This window comes from Methanobacterium sp. CWC-01 (assembly GCF_030323845.1).
In the GTDB taxonomy this organism is placed as follows: Archaea; Methanobacteriota; Methanobacteria; order Methanobacteriales; family Methanobacteriaceae; genus Methanobacterium; species Methanobacterium aridiramus.
Window position 1 is genome coordinate 1,651,352 of record NZ_CP040735.1, and the last position, 13,207, is coordinate 1,664,558.

The window sequence follows — 13,207 nt, forward strand, 5'->3', positions numbered from 1 at the left end:
ATCAAGGATTATTCATCTTCAAATCTTTTCCTCATTAACTTATTCTCCTTCTGCACGATGTAGATCTCTCTTTTCAAGAGACTGATCTGTGTCGCCATGAAGCCAAAAATGAGTATTTGTATCCCTGAAAGTAGAGTTAACACCATGAATATCATCAGGGGTCGATTGGGGTCCAACTGTCCAATTAAGTACAAGTAGAAGAGATAAATTGCGGATATTATCCCAATTAAGCATAAAAATAGTCCCACAAATCCGAATAGAATCATGGGCCTTTCGTAGAAGGTTAAAAGCAGGTGTGATATCGTAGTAGATCGGAATTGTACTTTTGATTCTCCTAATTCCCTACCTTTAAGAGTCACAGGGACTTCTATGATCTTAAATCCCAGGGCAATGGCTTTAGAAAGTATCTCGGGATTTATGGCAGTACCACGAGATTCTATTTCGATAGAATCCAGAACTTCCTTTTTATAAGCTCTTAAGATACCAGTGACGGTGCTAATGTTCTCATTCATGGAGTAACCAACAATTCGGTTGGCCATTTTACTCACAAAGAGTCTAATAAAAGGTATGTCTTCTGTTTTACCCCCATCCATATACTGGGAACCAATTACAATGTCTGCATTTTCTTCATGCAATTTCCAAACCATTAAAGGAATATAATTGGGATCATAACTTAGATCGGCGTCTAAAGTAATTATTACCTTACCAGAGGCTTTTTCAAAACCTGTAATTAGGGCTTTTCCCATCCCCATGTTTAGGGGATGCTTTAAAACTTCCACTTCTGGATTTTCTGATGCATACTGGTTCAGCAGGTTAAGGGTGTTATCAGAACTACCATCATCCACAGCAATAATTTGGTAGGGACTATACTGTCCCATCACATTCTTCACTTCCTGTAAAGTGAGGAGAACATTTTCCTCTTCATTGTACATGGGAATGATTACAGAAACTTCCATGGTTTATTATTTTAACAGCAATTCCTTATATATTTATATAAAATAGATTTTAGAATATTCGAAATTGCTTTTCAGGGATTAGAGGGTGTGATAATCTCTTAAAGTAATGATAGAAAAAGTTATGTACTATTATTGAATAGAAAAAAAGATTCGATATTCAATAATCAGGATTACATCCTTCCAATTGTATTATCTCGGGCAGTGTCTATAACTTCAGTAATGTTACCGCCAACGGACTTGGTGATCCCGAAGATGTAACCACCAGCTACGATTACAATGATAAGCAGGGCACCAATTAAAAGAATCATTTCCGCACTAATTTGCCCTTTTTCATCTAGATAGATGTAGTTTTTCATATTAATATTTATTTATTCTTTTTATTATATAATTATAGTAGAATTCATCCCATTAAAAGAAGAATATGCACAAGATGTGCATTCTTTTTAGTTGGGTTATCCTATTTTGGCGCTTGCTCTTACACTATCTATATCTTCACTGATTTCAAATGCAAGAGTGCCTTTCATGTAGGTGTAGTATATGTAGAGAGCTGCAATGGCTATAACGATTACTCCACCGAACAGTAGGATGTATTCAGCTGCTCCTTGTCCACCTTCATCTGTAAAAAAATCCATTTTCACCAACCCGATAATTATAAATTATAAATATTAAATCAGAGAATTAACTTCCTAAAAAAGAAGAATAGCGTCTTATTAAGACGCAACTTCTTATTTATAGTTTCTTTATCCTATTTTGGCGCTTGCTCTTACAGTTTCAACGTCTTCAGCAGCGTTTAACTGGGTGGTGCCTCGCATGTAGGTGTAGTATATGTAGAGAGCTGCAATGGCTATAACGATTACTCCACCGAACAGTAGGATGTATTCAGCTGCTCCTTGTCCACCTTCATCTTTTAAGAACTCCATATTTTTCTCCTCCGTGCATAGTTTATTCTATGAATGTCAATATTGTTTTTTGGGACTACTATTATATAAATGTTTCGTAGTCTGGATCATTTTTGTGAATTGAAACCGTATCCTGGTATCAACCCCCATCTTGCTAGTATTACATACTTTTATTAATGAACTATTATTTTTACTTTTGGGATGTATTTTGTTACATACTGGGCTGATTAAAAAGTCATACCGTAGATCATTCACCTTCACGCATAATTCTATTCTAAAATACTCCACATTTTCCAAATTTTTAAACTTATTAATAACAAGCGATGTAGTTTAATAACATGAAGGCCCTCTTCATCCCCTGTGGAATTGGAATGGGACACGTCTCCCGGTCCCTGGCTGTGGCCCAGAAAATGGAAGGTGACGGATCTGAAGTTTTATTTGCCAGCTACGGGGAGGGATACCAGTTTCTAAAGGAATTCACCAGTTACCCGGCTGTGGAGCTTCCAGAGATCAAGTTCTACGGCAGTGCCGGGGAACTGGACCTGAAGCACACCGCCCGCAAATCCATGGACGCCCCCTTCACCTTTTTAAAAAGTATATACCACGAGTCCAAAATCATAAAGGACTTCCAGCCGGAGGTGGTCATCGCTGATTCCCACTACTCGGTGCCCATCACCTGTAAAGTCCTGGGAGTGCCCTGTGTACTCATCAGCAACGAGTTAAAGTTCAACTTTAAAGAAATCTACCCCCAGGATCGGAAGATGGAGTACCTGGAAAGTGGCCTGGAAAGGTTCATCCAGGACTCTGCAAAACTATCCCAGGCCATCATAGTCCCGGATATACCCGGATCCCAGGAAATACCTCCAAAGATCAAAGAAAAAATAACCTACACCGGCCCTCTTTTAAAAAAGGATCCAAACACCATGCCCAGCCGGGATGAACTTAGACGAAACAATAATCTGGACCCGTCCCAGAGAGTGGTGCTGGCTACGGTGGGTGGCAGTCACTTCGGGGCTAAACTTCTAAAGTTAATGGCTGATGCTGCGGATCGAATCAGAAGTCACCGCATCATCTTGGTAACCGGCCCCCACATCGATGTCAGTTCCCAGTTTTTCCCATCTAAGGTCCTGGTTAAGAGGTTCCTGAGGGACATGTTAAGCTGGATGAAGCTCTCGGATCTGGTGGTGAGTCTGGCCGGGCACACCACCTCCATGGAACTGGCTTCTCTGGGGGTACCCAATCTGATGGTTCCCATTGAAAATCATCCCGAGCAGATGAAGAATGCTTTAAACATGCAGAGTTATGGAATATCCCGGATCAGGGATATGAAGGATCTTACCCCGAGTAAACTGGCCGAGGATATAAATAATCTGTTGGAGAGTGATGATTTACGACTTGGTGCTTCAACTACTAAAAAGAAATTTCTAGAGTACCAGGGAACCGAGGAGGCCGTCAATATTATAAGGTGCTGTGCCCAGGGGTAAGGATAATCCTATTAATTTATAAATAACCCCTTATCATAATAACAGTAGGAGGCTTATGATGATAAATATGATAGTCACCATTTTCGGGTTGTTACTGGTAATCGCTGGATTCTACTTAATGTACCTTGGGTTCTTAACTCCACCCAGTCCGTTAGCATTCTTCTTAGGACTGATCATGACGGTGTTGGGTATGATTATAATAATCCTATTTGCAGGCTCCACAGGCCGCTCTGCGGCTCTGATCTCAACTAAAAAAGAATCAAGCCCTAAAAACACTAGAACCAAAGCATTAAAGGGTTTAGCAGTTTCAAAAACTCCTGAAAAAGAGACTCCGGAGAAAGAGAAATCTTCTCCTAAACCCGTTAAGAGGAAAGTGCCTCCCATCCGGCCCCGTCCTGCTCCCAAAGATCAGACGGGCACTACCCAGCCTCCAGTAGAAACCAAAGAAGGGGAAGAATCTAAGAAGATCACCCCCCAACCCAAAGAGACTACTCCAGAACCGGTTAAAAAGGTCAAGGTAGAAAAGATTGAAACCCCACCCAAGGTTAGGGAAGAAAAGGAGAAAGTCAGGAGAATGCCAATAAAACCCCCAGGTAAGGGAGCGCTTAATTCTGAGGTTAAAGATGATGCTTACGTAAAAAACCGGTTGGAAAGACTTAAAGATGATTACATCCTGAATGCCCAGGACATCGAAACCCTGGTTGATGAGCGACTGGACTCCTTTAAGGGGACCTTGAACCGTCTTAAAACCGAGACCACCGATCCCAGTATAATCTGGTCCTTCGAGGCCCAGGACGTACAGGGAGCCCTTAAGGAGACCATATCCCAGGCCGAGGAGAAGATCCTGATGATGTATCCCTGGGTGCGTAACATCGACGTGTCGGTCCTGAAGAAGTTCATGGATACCCAGAGTCGTATGATCATCCAGGAAGCCAGCCTGGACGATGATGCATCTGTGGAACTTATAAAACTCCTTTTAGAAAACGACGTCCAGATCAGGACCATGCCCCACGTGCACACCGTAGCGGTGGTGGCTGATGATAAAAATGGACTGATAATCTCCACGGACCCCATCTACGAGAGTTATGAGGTGGGTGTGGTGTACCGGGACCAGAAATCTATCCAGGAAATAGAACACATGTTCGAGGATGCCTGGAACCTCTCCCAGGAGATGGATCTGGAGATTAAAGGATGAGAATAACCTGGCTGGGTCATTCTGCTTTTGAAATAGTTACCAGTGAGGATCTGCACATCCTTATTGACCCATTTATAACTGAGAATCCCTCCTGTCCCTGTAGTTTAGAGGAGGTACGGGCCGATGTGATCTGCGTCACCCACGGACACCAGGACCACTTCGGGGACACCCTGGAACTGGCCCGCAGGGATGGTTCCCTGGTGATCTGCATCCATGAACTATCCAAATACCTGGGATGTCAGGGGATCGAGGCGCTGGGCATGAACATGGGTGGTACCGTGGAGGCCAGTGGCGTCCGGATAACCATGGTCAACTCCAACCACTCCTCGGACCTGGACTTCTTGGAGGGAATGTGCCAACCGGGAGGAAGCTCCTGTGGCTATATACTGGAACTGGAAGATGGAAGAAGGATTTATCACTCGGGAGATACCGGAATCTTTGGAGACATGAATACAGTGATTAGAGATATTTACCGACCCCACCTGGCCTTTTTGCCCATTGGGGATCGTTTCACCATGGGCCCCCGGGAGGCTGAAATAGCCGTCGGGTGGCTGGATGTAGATGTGGTAATACCCATGCACTACAACACCTTCCCGGTGATAGAACAGGACCCCCAGGGGTTCAAAGAGGATGTGGAATCCTCCACCGGAGCAACGGTAGTGGTTTTAGAGCCGGGTGAGACTTACCAGGAGTGATTATGTGGTTAATGTTATGTTCAAGATTTTCAGGCGAAACTACTTTCGCGATGTATTCTACAAACTCATTGGAAAAAATAAAAAACTTAAAATCGGATTTTATGGACATCCCAACTCCGGGAAAACTACCCTGGCTAACCGGATGACCACGGACTGGATCGGCCAGCCCCTGGGAATAGTGTCAGAGGTTCCACACGAAACCCGCCGGGTGTACCGTCAGGAACACGTAACCCTCAAACAGGATGGTCTAGAACTGGACTTCGACATCATCGACACCCCCGGGATCGCCACCAAGATCGACTATAAAGACTTTCTGGAATTCGGCCTATCAGAGGAAGAAGCCAAAGAAAGGGCTAAAGAGGCGACTAAGGGAATAATTGAAGCCATAAAATGGTTGGATGATGTTACCGGTGTGCTTTTAGTGGTGGACGCCACCCAGGACCCCCTGACCCAGGCCAACATCACCATCATGGGCAACCTGGAAGCCCGTAAGATACCCTTCCTCATAGTGGCCAACAAAATAGACCTTCCCGAGGCCTCCACCGAGAGGATCAAGGCGGTTTTCCCCCAGCACAGGGTGGTACCCATCTCCGCATTGCAGGGAGAGAATGTGGAAGACCTCTACCAGACCATGGTTAACCATTTCTAGGAGGATTACAATGGATGAAACTAACAACAGTATCAAGATGGATTTCCTCTCATCCGATGCTCTCAAAAACCGTTCCAGCATGGAAAAAATTGCCATGATCGTGGATAAGGTGAAAAATGGCGATCTCCTGGTTATGGAGGGAGGCCTCACCCCCAGCGAGGAAGCCGAACTCATCGAAACCACCATGCGGGAGATCGATGTGGAGAACTTCCTGGGCATCGATATCTACACCCTGGAGAAGGACCAGAGCACATTCTTCGGCCTGTCCAAGCGTAAAACCGTGGGCATAACCATCATTGGCCCGGCCAATGTCATGAAAACCGTTAAAAGGAAATCCAACTTCCTGTCCATGATCGCCCAGCTGGGTGGTGCCGATGCACCGGTGCATTAAGTGCCAGGCCGAGTACCAAACTTCGGATAAGCTCCTGGAGGGTTGTCCGCAGTGTGGTAGTAAGTTCTTTGAATACCACCAGGAGGGAAAGGCCCCTAAAATAAGAGAAGCCAGGGGAGATTCCATTGAGACCATCATGGTCCATGAACATGGAGTATACGAGGTGGACCTGCCCAGCCTCCTGGATGATGACTCCATCATCGTCTCTGATGAGGAGGGGAAGTACGTCATTGACCTTAACTTCCTTTTTAAAAAGAGGATGAAGGAGAAAAAAAGGATCTAATTACAATTATTTTTTTTACCTCGCCAGTCATAAAGCCATCCCTCCCTATCAGAGGATGACTGAATCACTATATCGGCGTGGTGGGGTCCTATCTGCAGGGCACTGGGGTAAATAACAGAACTAGTTATTAATACTCGATGATTATAGGGACTTTTTTAGCAAATTCGATACACAAACTCAGGTCGCTTTCCACAAAACGGGCCTTGGTGTATCCCTTTTCTTGGTTTATATCCAATAATCTTCCATACAACGGGCCGCTTTTAGCTTTGGACAATTTTTCCACAGTATTGGTTCCAGAATCTAAAATTATCCGGGCAAAGACCGGCCCCACCCATTTAACCCGGGACAGATCAGTCAGCTGGGTAAGTTCCAGGATATCCTCCCGAGGCACTCCCAACTCATCCGCCAGTTCTTCCCTATTTTGGGGAGTTTTCACCCTCCTGAAAAGGTGTAGGGTGGTTTTTATCCCCGCTTCCTCCAATTTTTTAATGGCGCCCGCATTAACCCCCGGGAATTTGGAAAGATTAACTGGCCCGGGTTTCAGACTCATAACTTCCCTCCTCAAAACTAGAAGGTAATCCTCTGGCAGTCCGGTTTGGGAAGCAAAATCACGGGCCTTTCCAGGTGTTTTCAAAGCATCCATCAGTTCCTGCAGGTTAGAAATCCCTTGCTCTTTTAGAACCTTAAACCTAGCTTCCAGGTCTTCTTTTAATATCTGCCGGCTGGGGAGGAGTTTTGATTCTTTCAACTCCCCTTTCCAAGTTTCTAGGGGGTACCTCTGGAAGTCTAAATAGTAATCTTCATTCATATAAACTGCTCCTGGCCCCTATTGGAAGTTAAGAATCTGTTTAGTCCCATAGCCTTTTCGGGCGAATTCAGAGTACAAAAATTCTATTCTGTTGACTTTTATTTTTATGATATTCATGTTGAAGGGCAGATTTCGAATCATATTCACGTTTAACCCCTTCATGGATATTATATCCTGATATTCATCCTCAGTTTCAACTAGAGAAGCTTCACCACTGATTTGCATCCCGGCCAGGTTGTTCATGGTGGTGTAATCCTCATACACCGCCACCGATACCTGGTTATTCCGGAGGAGGTTGGCAAATTTTTCCCCACCTTCACTCAACAGATAGAGATGTCCCTGGTGGTAGGTGTACTCGATGGGGGTGGACCTCACCCGTTCCTGGAAGGAGGTGGAGAGGGTGCAGGTGTTGTGGCTTTTTAGAAACCTTTCCACAGCTTCTTGCAGCTCTGCGGTGGGCATGGCTGGCAGGAGATTATCCCGAATATTTTTTAGTTCCAGGGCGTATTCTAAGACCTCTTCCAGGTTGAAAAGGTCCATATCCTCCAGGGGGAATCCCACCATCTCACTAAAAAGCTCCAGATCCCTCTGATCATCCGAGTCCAAACTATCCAGTTTTAAGGTACCGCCCAGGGCCTTCTTGGGGACGTCTTTCCCGAGGATCTTCTCCATATCCACCAATTTTTCATAGCCATCTTCAGGACTTATGCTGGTAGAGAACAGGGCAACTAACTTACCTTCCAACCACTCTGCTTGGTCTTCCAGGAATCGGGATACCGGTGGCAGGATCTTCCCACTGTAGATGGGTGACCCCACAATTACCAGGTCAAAGTCCTCATATTCCGGCTGGAATTGGCTGGTGGTACAGTATCGTGCCGGCCCCAAAACCAGTGATAAATATTTGGCCACCTTACGGGTGGTTCCATATTTAGATTCATATATTATCAGCGTTTTCAGCATTCGACTCATCCTCCAGTAACCCTCAACCCACCTTCTCCACCACATCACATTTACCCGAAGGTAACACCCGGATAATATCCTCTAGGGATACTACATCATCCCGGTTCAGGTGCTTCCTGATCTCCCGGCTCAACTCCTCCTTTTTACGGTAACCAGGCTTCAAGACCACATATTTATCTGTGTACTGGGAGACGGCCTCCCGGGGCCCGGCCATCAAACGTTCCCCCTGATAATCCACCACCCCCACCGCCACTTCCAGGGGCACCCCCCGGATGTAGTTGCGGCTGCCCCGGATTATGAAGGCACCCCGGGCCAGAAACTCCCCGGACTGGGGGGTTTTAGAAACCTGGTCCGGGTGCACCCAGTAGACATCCTGGCTGCTGTAACCCTTACCCCAGGCACTGGAAAAGGACGCGGCCAGGTTAGACGCTTCCCGGATGGTTTCTTCGGTTATTTCAGTATCCCCCCTTTTAATAACCACCGAGGGTGCTCCGTGGATGTCGCTGTGCAGATAGATATCATTACCTTCCAGGTGACGCTTCACCACCAGGTCATTGGTGGTGGCATCCCGTCCCCCCACCACCAGGTGACCGTCGGAGGATAAGAACCAGCGCATCTTCTCGAACCATTTGAACTCCCTTTTAACCCGTTTCTGGGGTATTTTCACCCGTTCCAGGGCCAGTTCTCTTTTGGCCTTCACTTTCTCCAGTTCCTTACGGGTGCGTTCGATGGCCATTTTCACCCCCGGGATCTTCCTTTTGGCCTTTTTACCCCGATTATAATATATTTCAGCATTCTCGGGAATATTTAGCCGGGGATCCAGATTCAGGTATTCACCCTCCACTTTAAGGGTGACGACTCCCATTTTATCCATGGACTCAATGATCTGGACCTCCTTAACTCCCTCCTTTTTGGCCTTCTTGAAGGTGGTGGCGATCTCCTTGAAGGAATGGTTCTGTAAAGCGGATTGTATGGTGTCGATGAGAGCCTGGAGTTGCTGGTAATGGGAGTACATTAAATCCCCCTTTCGGGTGGATTCAGCTATGGTGCGGTGAAAGCCCTCCAGGGTCTCCTCCTGTATGCGCAGCCGTTTTTCAAACTTACCCACCTCCACCTTCCACACATCTTCCTGTTCCTTCTTGATATCCTCCCCGAACTTGCTGCTGTAAAATTCATCCAGGGCCTGGTTAAAGGTTTCAAAACTTTTCTGCTCCTTCCCTTTATAGAACTCCAGATCCAGGGGCAGCACATCCTCCTTATCTCCCTGGATGATCTGGGGGTGCAGGTCCTGGTCCTTCAGGGGCTGGAATATACTGTTGATAGCTGCAAAGATCTGCTGCACTTCACTTTCTTCCAGGTCCGGACTGGGCTTCTTCTTATCCACACCGGCCCGGAGCATAACCTCCTCGGCGTACAGTCCCCCCAGGCCACTGCGGGCCAGGGTGCGGATCACATCGGAATCTGATTCTTTAAAAAGATCCTCCAAGTCCTGGTACTTTAAATCCAGGGGATTAATACCCTTTTCAGCCGGGTACTGGTACTCTTCATGGGAGGCCAGCTTTCTCTCCCGGAGCAGTCTCCTTTTTAAGGGGAGCATGATCCGATCCTCCTCATCCAAAAGTATTATATTACCCGGAGAGAAAAGTTCTACAACCAGCCGGTATCGCTGTTCTTTCTGGAGGTCCACCTCCAGGATACGGTCAAAGTGGTGTTGCCGGACCCCTACCACCGTGGCATTTTTCAGGTACTTGCGCAGTAGCATGGGAAAAGAGGGCGGGACCTGGGGATTGGGGGGAGGATAGTGGGTGGTGTGCACCCGCACCCCGGCCTGCAGGATAAGATCCACCCGGCCCTGGCCGGCTACATGGAATCTTATGAGAACAGTATCCTTATTGGGCTGGTAAGCTTTTTGCATGCGACTATCCATCAGGATGTCGTTTAATTCCTGGCATATGGCGTAAACATCTACATTGGACATGGATTTCATGGTCAAATACACCCTCATCTATATTATATGATCAAGCTAATAGTTATAAATCGGAGGTAAAAAATGGAAGTAGAAGCTAAAGTAATTACCGTACACATCATCGCCGCCCTGGTGGCGTCTTATCTGTCATTCATATTATCAAGCGGAGCCATACCGGGTGTGGGTACCAACGAGGCCCTGGCTACCCTGGTGGGGCTGGTGATCCTCTACCTGGCCGGGCAGCTATCCGAAAGGCTCTTTGGAAAGGAAGCAGTAGGAGGCTTCAAGGGCTGGCTGTGGAGTGGTATCGTCCCCTTCCTGCTGTTGTGGTATATGTTCTGGGCCATGTTCGTGAACATACTGTAAAAATCCCTTTTTTTTTATTATTCTTACTTTCAATGGGAAGTCTAATTGTTCTTCTTTTTTTCTCAGCTCAGAGCACCATAGAATATCCATATAAATGCAAATAACAGTGCCACAATTAATACCAGTGGTGCGAAGATGCGGCTCACCGCCACAATGGAGCTGATGGTGGTTACCAGTTCCGTGGCCTGGGTGGGGCCGAAGGTTACTATGTTTGACAGGCGACTGGTCTTACAACCCACTTGCACTGGCTCCAGATCATCCAGAGCTCTTCCTACGCATTCTATTATTCCTTCTGTGATCTGCTCTTTCTTCTTAACACCCAACGGATTATGGCCACCAGAGAGGGTGTTAACGTAGTGGGTGTCCGTGGTCATGACCTCCACTTCATCCAATCCCAACTTCTTCACTTCCCTGATTATTTCGTCCCGGAAGCCCTGGATCATGTTGTTGGAGTCCAGGAGTATGTAGGCCATTTTCTGCTCTCCCACCTCCACCACCATGCTCTTAACTCCACTCTGGCCCACACCATCCTTGCGGTCCAGATCCGGCAGGGGATTTTCAGCTACTCCCAGGCGTATTCCCACTTTCTTTTCCGGTGTTTTAAGTTTTTCCACCGCCCCTAAAAGCTGGAATACTTCCTTGTTACCTGCTAAAACCCGGCCGGATTCTCCTTTGAAACTGTTATGACAGTCCACCAGCACCACGTTTTCCACGCCTTCCTGGCCCTCAGCAGTCTTAATCAGTGATAATCCCACTCCAAATTCGATATCATCAAAACCATGGGGTGCGAAGGTGGCTAAAAGGAGCAAGTTACCTCCCAGGTACTGGGCCCCCAGCGTGGCGTCTTCACATTGCACCCGGAAGAACTGGCTGGCCTGGGAGGAGTATTCCATATTATCCAGGGCTTCGGTCACGGTATTTTCTATTTTTTTTATCTCCTGGGCTGATACCGGGTTGAAATCATGGGTGGATGGGCCGTGGCAGACCATGGTGAAGTACTCCATACTCTGGGCCAATACAGTGGGCATGTTACCCCCACCAATACTTCCCACTGGTCCCGGGTGGACGCAGGGGGATATTAACAGGCCCTTTATCCCATCTTTTCCCCTGAAGCTAACCACTCCCACCAGGGTGTCAATGGGTTCCCCCATATCCTCAAAGATGTTTTCCAGGGCATGGGAGCCCTCGGTAATGTGGGCGATGAACAGACTCAAAAGTTCCAGACCACCCACCCCCAGGTTACGTTTTATGGGTGATTCAATAACCAGTACAAAGGAGTAAATAGCCAGTACCAAAATTATACAGGCTATAATGGCCTTAAAAACCAGGGCCAGTATACTGAAGGGGCCGAAGTTGGTCTCCAGGCCGGTTAAGGATACCAGGACCATGACCATGCTCAGGATCAGCAGGGGCTGGGTGGCGGCAATGGGCAGGGACTGCAGAAAGCTGATGTTGCTGGTCCCCCAAATCACCAGGGTCCGGAGGGCGAAGGCCAGGGCACAGCCATATACCAGGGCGTCAATGGTGTAACTGTTAACGGTGAAAGTAGATACCAGGCTCCCAATCACGTATACCAGGGCAACCACCAGCATGGTGACCAGTGCCAGGAACAGGGACTGTTTCATCTTCATGTGCCGGCCTTCCAGGGTGTTAACCCAGGGTTGGGTCAGGGCCCCGGCCATGATGGACATCAAACCGAAGATGAGAAAACCAGCCGAACCCCCATAGACCACACTATCGAACAGGTTAACTCCGGGGTTCAAGTAGGAGGCCAGTGTCCCGGTGAGGAAACTTAAAAATATCATGCACAAAATGGATATCTCGCTCTCCGGCAGAACAACTAGATACTTGGTTAATCCCATGAGATTATCAACTGCAGCCATAACATACCTCTTAACTAATAAACAGCATAAAATATCTCTAAACTATTAATGGTCATGAATGGTAAAGATAACAATATAACCATTACCCTTTCCCCTATAAAAAGATAGACCAGGAGATAAAATATGGAGCTTAAACTCAAAACACCCCTCTCGTTGGAGGAAACCCAGAAGTTACGTGTGAAAGACACGGTATACATTTCCGGAACCATCTACACCGCCCGGGACAGTGCCCATAAAAGGATGGTGGAAGAGGGAGCTCCCATGGATCTGGAGGGGGCGGTGATCTTCCACGCCGGTCCCATCATCCAGGAGGAAGATGGCCAGTACCGGATGGTGGCGGTGGGGCCCACTACCAGCACCCGAATGAATCCCTACGAAGCCCAAATCCTGGATGAGGGTGTTCGGGCGGTTATTGGTAAGGGGGGAATGGACCAGGCTGTATCTCTGGCCCTTAAAAGAAACGGGGCAGTATTCCTAGCGGCGGTGGGGGGTTGTGCTGCCCTCTACGTGCAGTGTGTGCGCAGGATTAAACAGGTCTTCTGGCTGGATCTGGGAGTTCCCGAGGCAGTGTGGGAACTGGAAGTGGAAAACTTCGGCCCCTTAATTGTAACCATGGATTCTACCGGTGGAGACCTCTACCAAGAGGTACGTCAACGAAGGGAGAGATGAATT

16 protein-coding genes are annotated in these 13,207 nt (G+C 47.2%); 8 read left to right on the forward strand and 8 right to left on the reverse strand.

The window, feature by feature from the left end:
* Window positions 1-8 precede the first annotated feature (8 nt).
* The 4 genes from FGU46_RS08995 to FGU46_RS09010 all read right to left on the reverse strand — a co-directional run bounded on the left by FGU46_RS08995 (window position 9) and on the right by FGU46_RS09010 (window position 1,876).
* Window positions 9-956 (reverse strand): glycosyltransferase, encoded by a 948-nt coding sequence (locus tag FGU46_RS08995; protein ID WP_286474306.1) that lies wholly within the window; start codon window positions 954-956, stop codon window positions 9-11.
* 170 nt (window positions 957-1,126) lie between these two features.
* A complete protein-coding gene (locus tag FGU46_RS09000; protein WP_353619890.1) occupies window positions 1,127-1,312 on the reverse strand; it encodes a class III signal peptide-containing protein in 186 nt (61 codons plus the stop codon).
* 96 nt (window positions 1,313-1,408) lie between these two features.
* Complete coding sequence (locus FGU46_RS09005) at window positions 1,409-1,588, reverse strand: class III signal peptide-containing protein (RefSeq protein ID WP_286478442.1); 180 nt, start codon at window positions 1,586-1,588, stop codon at window positions 1,409-1,411.
* Window positions 1,589-1,696: 108 nt separating this feature from the next.
* Complete coding sequence (locus FGU46_RS09010; RefSeq protein ID WP_286474312.1) at window positions 1,697-1,876, reverse strand: class III signal peptide-containing protein; 180 nt, start codon at window positions 1,874-1,876, stop codon at window positions 1,697-1,699.
* Between the two features lie 317 nt (window positions 1,877-2,193).
* On the opposite strand from FGU46_RS09010, the gene FGU46_RS09015 reads away from it, so the two are divergent.
* The 6 genes from FGU46_RS09015 to FGU46_RS09040 all read left to right on the forward strand — a co-directional run bounded on the left by FGU46_RS09015 (window position 2,194) and on the right by FGU46_RS09040 (window position 6,552).
* Window positions 2,194-3,339 carry a UDP-N-acetylglucosamine--N-acetylmuramyl-(pentapeptide) pyrophosphoryl-undecaprenol N-acetylglucosamine transferase gene (locus FGU46_RS09015; protein WP_286474315.1) on the forward strand — a complete coding sequence of 382 codons (1,146 nt, stop codon included), beginning with the start codon at window positions 2,194-2,196 and terminating at the stop codon, window positions 3,337-3,339.
* Window positions 3,340-3,406: 67 nt separating this feature from the next.
* A complete protein-coding gene (locus FGU46_RS09020; protein WP_353619891.1) occupies window positions 3,407-4,534 on the forward strand; it encodes a hypothetical protein in 1,128 nt (375 codons plus the stop codon).
* The gene (locus FGU46_RS09025; protein ID WP_286474318.1) at window positions 4,531-5,229 is read left to right on the forward strand and encodes a metal-dependent hydrolase; all 699 of its coding nucleotides are present in this window, start codon (window positions 4,531-4,533) and stop codon (window positions 5,227-5,229) included. Before FGU46_RS09020 ends, FGU46_RS09025 begins: the two co-directional genes overlap by 4 nt.
* A gap of 16 nt (window positions 5,230-5,245) precedes the next feature.
* On the forward strand, window positions 5,246-5,878 hold the full coding sequence (locus FGU46_RS09030) for an Era-like GTP-binding protein (protein WP_286474321.1): 633 nt from the start codon (window positions 5,246-5,248) through the stop codon (window positions 5,876-5,878).
* Between the two features lie 10 nt (window positions 5,879-5,888).
* Window positions 5,889-6,269 carry a DUF2073 domain-containing protein gene (locus tag FGU46_RS09035; protein ID WP_286474323.1) on the forward strand — a complete coding sequence of 127 codons (381 nt, stop codon included), beginning with the start codon at window positions 5,889-5,891 and terminating at the stop codon, window positions 6,267-6,269.
* Window positions 6,253-6,552, forward strand: a complete 300-nt coding sequence (locus FGU46_RS09040; RefSeq protein ID WP_286474327.1) for an OapC/ArvC family zinc-ribbon domain-containing protein — start codon at window positions 6,253-6,255, stop codon at window positions 6,550-6,552. Before FGU46_RS09035 ends, FGU46_RS09040 begins: the two co-directional genes overlap by 17 nt.
* Before the next feature lie 127 nt (window positions 6,553-6,679).
* On the opposite strand, the gene FGU46_RS09045 is transcribed toward FGU46_RS09040, so the two are convergent.
* From FGU46_RS09045 to rqcH, 3 genes are read right to left on the reverse strand one after another with little or no spacing between them, the layout of a single operon-like run.
* Window positions 6,680-7,360, reverse strand: a complete 681-nt coding sequence (locus FGU46_RS09045; RefSeq protein WP_286474329.1) for a DUF4332 domain-containing protein — start codon at window positions 7,358-7,360, stop codon at window positions 6,680-6,682.
* 18 nt (window positions 7,361-7,378) lie between these two features.
* Window positions 7,379-8,320, reverse strand: coding sequence for a flavodoxin domain-containing protein (locus tag FGU46_RS09050; RefSeq protein WP_286474333.1), 942 nt, complete (start codon window positions 8,318-8,320; stop codon window positions 7,379-7,381).
* Window positions 8,321-8,342: 22 nt separating this feature from the next.
* Window positions 8,343-10,307, reverse strand: coding sequence for a ribosome rescue protein RqcH (gene rqcH / locus FGU46_RS09055; protein ID WP_286474335.1), 1,965 nt, complete (start codon window positions 10,305-10,307; stop codon window positions 8,343-8,345).
* Between the two features lie 63 nt (window positions 10,308-10,370).
* Between rqcH and FGU46_RS09060 the strand changes: the two genes are divergently transcribed.
* On the forward strand, window positions 10,371-10,652 hold the full coding sequence (locus tag FGU46_RS09060) for an EMC6-like membrane protein (protein WP_286474338.1): 282 nt from the start codon (window positions 10,371-10,373) through the stop codon (window positions 10,650-10,652).
* Between the two features lie 62 nt (window positions 10,653-10,714).
* On the opposite strand, the gene FGU46_RS09065 is transcribed toward FGU46_RS09060, so the two are convergent.
* Entirely contained in the window at window positions 10,715-12,535 is a 1,821-nt protein-coding gene (locus tag FGU46_RS09065) for a DUF2070 family protein (RefSeq protein WP_286474341.1), read from the reverse strand.
* 123 nt (window positions 12,536-12,658) lie between these two features.
* Between FGU46_RS09065 and FGU46_RS09070 the strand changes: the two genes are divergently transcribed.
* The gene (locus FGU46_RS09070; RefSeq protein ID WP_286474345.1) at window positions 12,659-13,204 is read left to right on the forward strand and encodes a FumA C-terminus/TtdB family hydratase beta subunit; all 546 of its coding nucleotides are present in this window, start codon (window positions 12,659-12,661) and stop codon (window positions 13,202-13,204) included.
* The last annotated feature ends 3 nt before the right edge of the window (window positions 13,205-13,207 follow it).

What these genes read in the sequence shown, in the direction of transcription:
- FGU46_RS08995 (WP_286474306.1), bottom strand. Translation starts at nt 956, where the DNA reads ATGGAAGTTTCTGTAATCATTCCCATGTACAATGAAGAGGAAAATGTT.
- FGU46_RS09030 (WP_286474321.1), top strand. Translation starts at nt 5,246, where the DNA reads ATGTTCAAGATTTTCAGGCGAAACTACTTTCGCGATGTATTCTACAAA.
- FGU46_RS09020 (WP_353619891.1), top strand. Translation starts at nt 3,407, where the DNA reads ATGATAGTCACCATTTTCGGGTTGTTACTGGTAATCGCTGGATTCTAC.
- FGU46_RS09050 (WP_286474333.1), bottom strand. Translation starts at nt 8,320, where the DNA reads ATGCTGAAAACGCTGATAATATATGAATCTAAATATGGAACCACCCGT.
- FGU46_RS09070 (WP_286474345.1), top strand. Translation starts at nt 12,659, where the DNA reads ATGGAGCTTAAACTCAAAACACCCCTCTCGTTGGAGGAAACCCAGAAG.
- FGU46_RS09010 (WP_286474312.1), bottom strand. Translation starts at nt 1,876, where the DNA reads ATGGAGTTCTTAAAAGATGAAGGTGGACAAGGAGCAGCTGAATACATC.
- FGU46_RS09045 (WP_286474329.1), bottom strand. Translation starts at nt 7,360, where the DNA reads ATGAATGAAGATTACTATTTAGACTTCCAGAGGTACCCCCTAGAAACT.
- FGU46_RS09000 (WP_353619890.1), bottom strand. Translation starts at nt 1,312, where the DNA reads ATGAAAAACTACATCTATCTAGATGAAAAAGGGCAAATTAGTGCGGAA.
- rqcH (WP_286474335.1), bottom strand. Translation starts at nt 10,307, where the DNA reads ATGAAATCCATGTCCAATGTAGATGTTTACGCCATATGCCAGGAATTA.
- FGU46_RS09060 (WP_286474338.1), top strand. Translation starts at nt 10,371, where the DNA reads ATGGAAGTAGAAGCTAAAGTAATTACCGTACACATCATCGCCGCCCTG.
- FGU46_RS09015 (WP_286474315.1), top strand. Translation starts at nt 2,194, where the DNA reads ATGAAGGCCCTCTTCATCCCCTGTGGAATTGGAATGGGACACGTCTCC.
- FGU46_RS09065 (WP_286474341.1), bottom strand. Translation starts at nt 12,535, where the DNA reads ATGGCTGCAGTTGATAATCTCATGGGATTAACCAAGTATCTAGTTGTT.
- FGU46_RS09005 (WP_286478442.1), bottom strand. Translation starts at nt 1,588, where the DNA reads ATGGATTTTTTTACAGATGAAGGTGGACAAGGAGCAGCTGAATACATC.
- FGU46_RS09035 (WP_286474323.1), top strand. Translation starts at nt 5,889, where the DNA reads ATGGATGAAACTAACAACAGTATCAAGATGGATTTCCTCTCATCCGAT.
- FGU46_RS09040 (WP_286474327.1), top strand. Translation starts at nt 6,253, where the DNA reads ATGCACCGGTGCATTAAGTGCCAGGCCGAGTACCAAACTTCGGATAAG.
- FGU46_RS09025 (WP_286474318.1), top strand. Translation starts at nt 4,531, where the DNA reads ATGAGAATAACCTGGCTGGGTCATTCTGCTTTTGAAATAGTTACCAGT.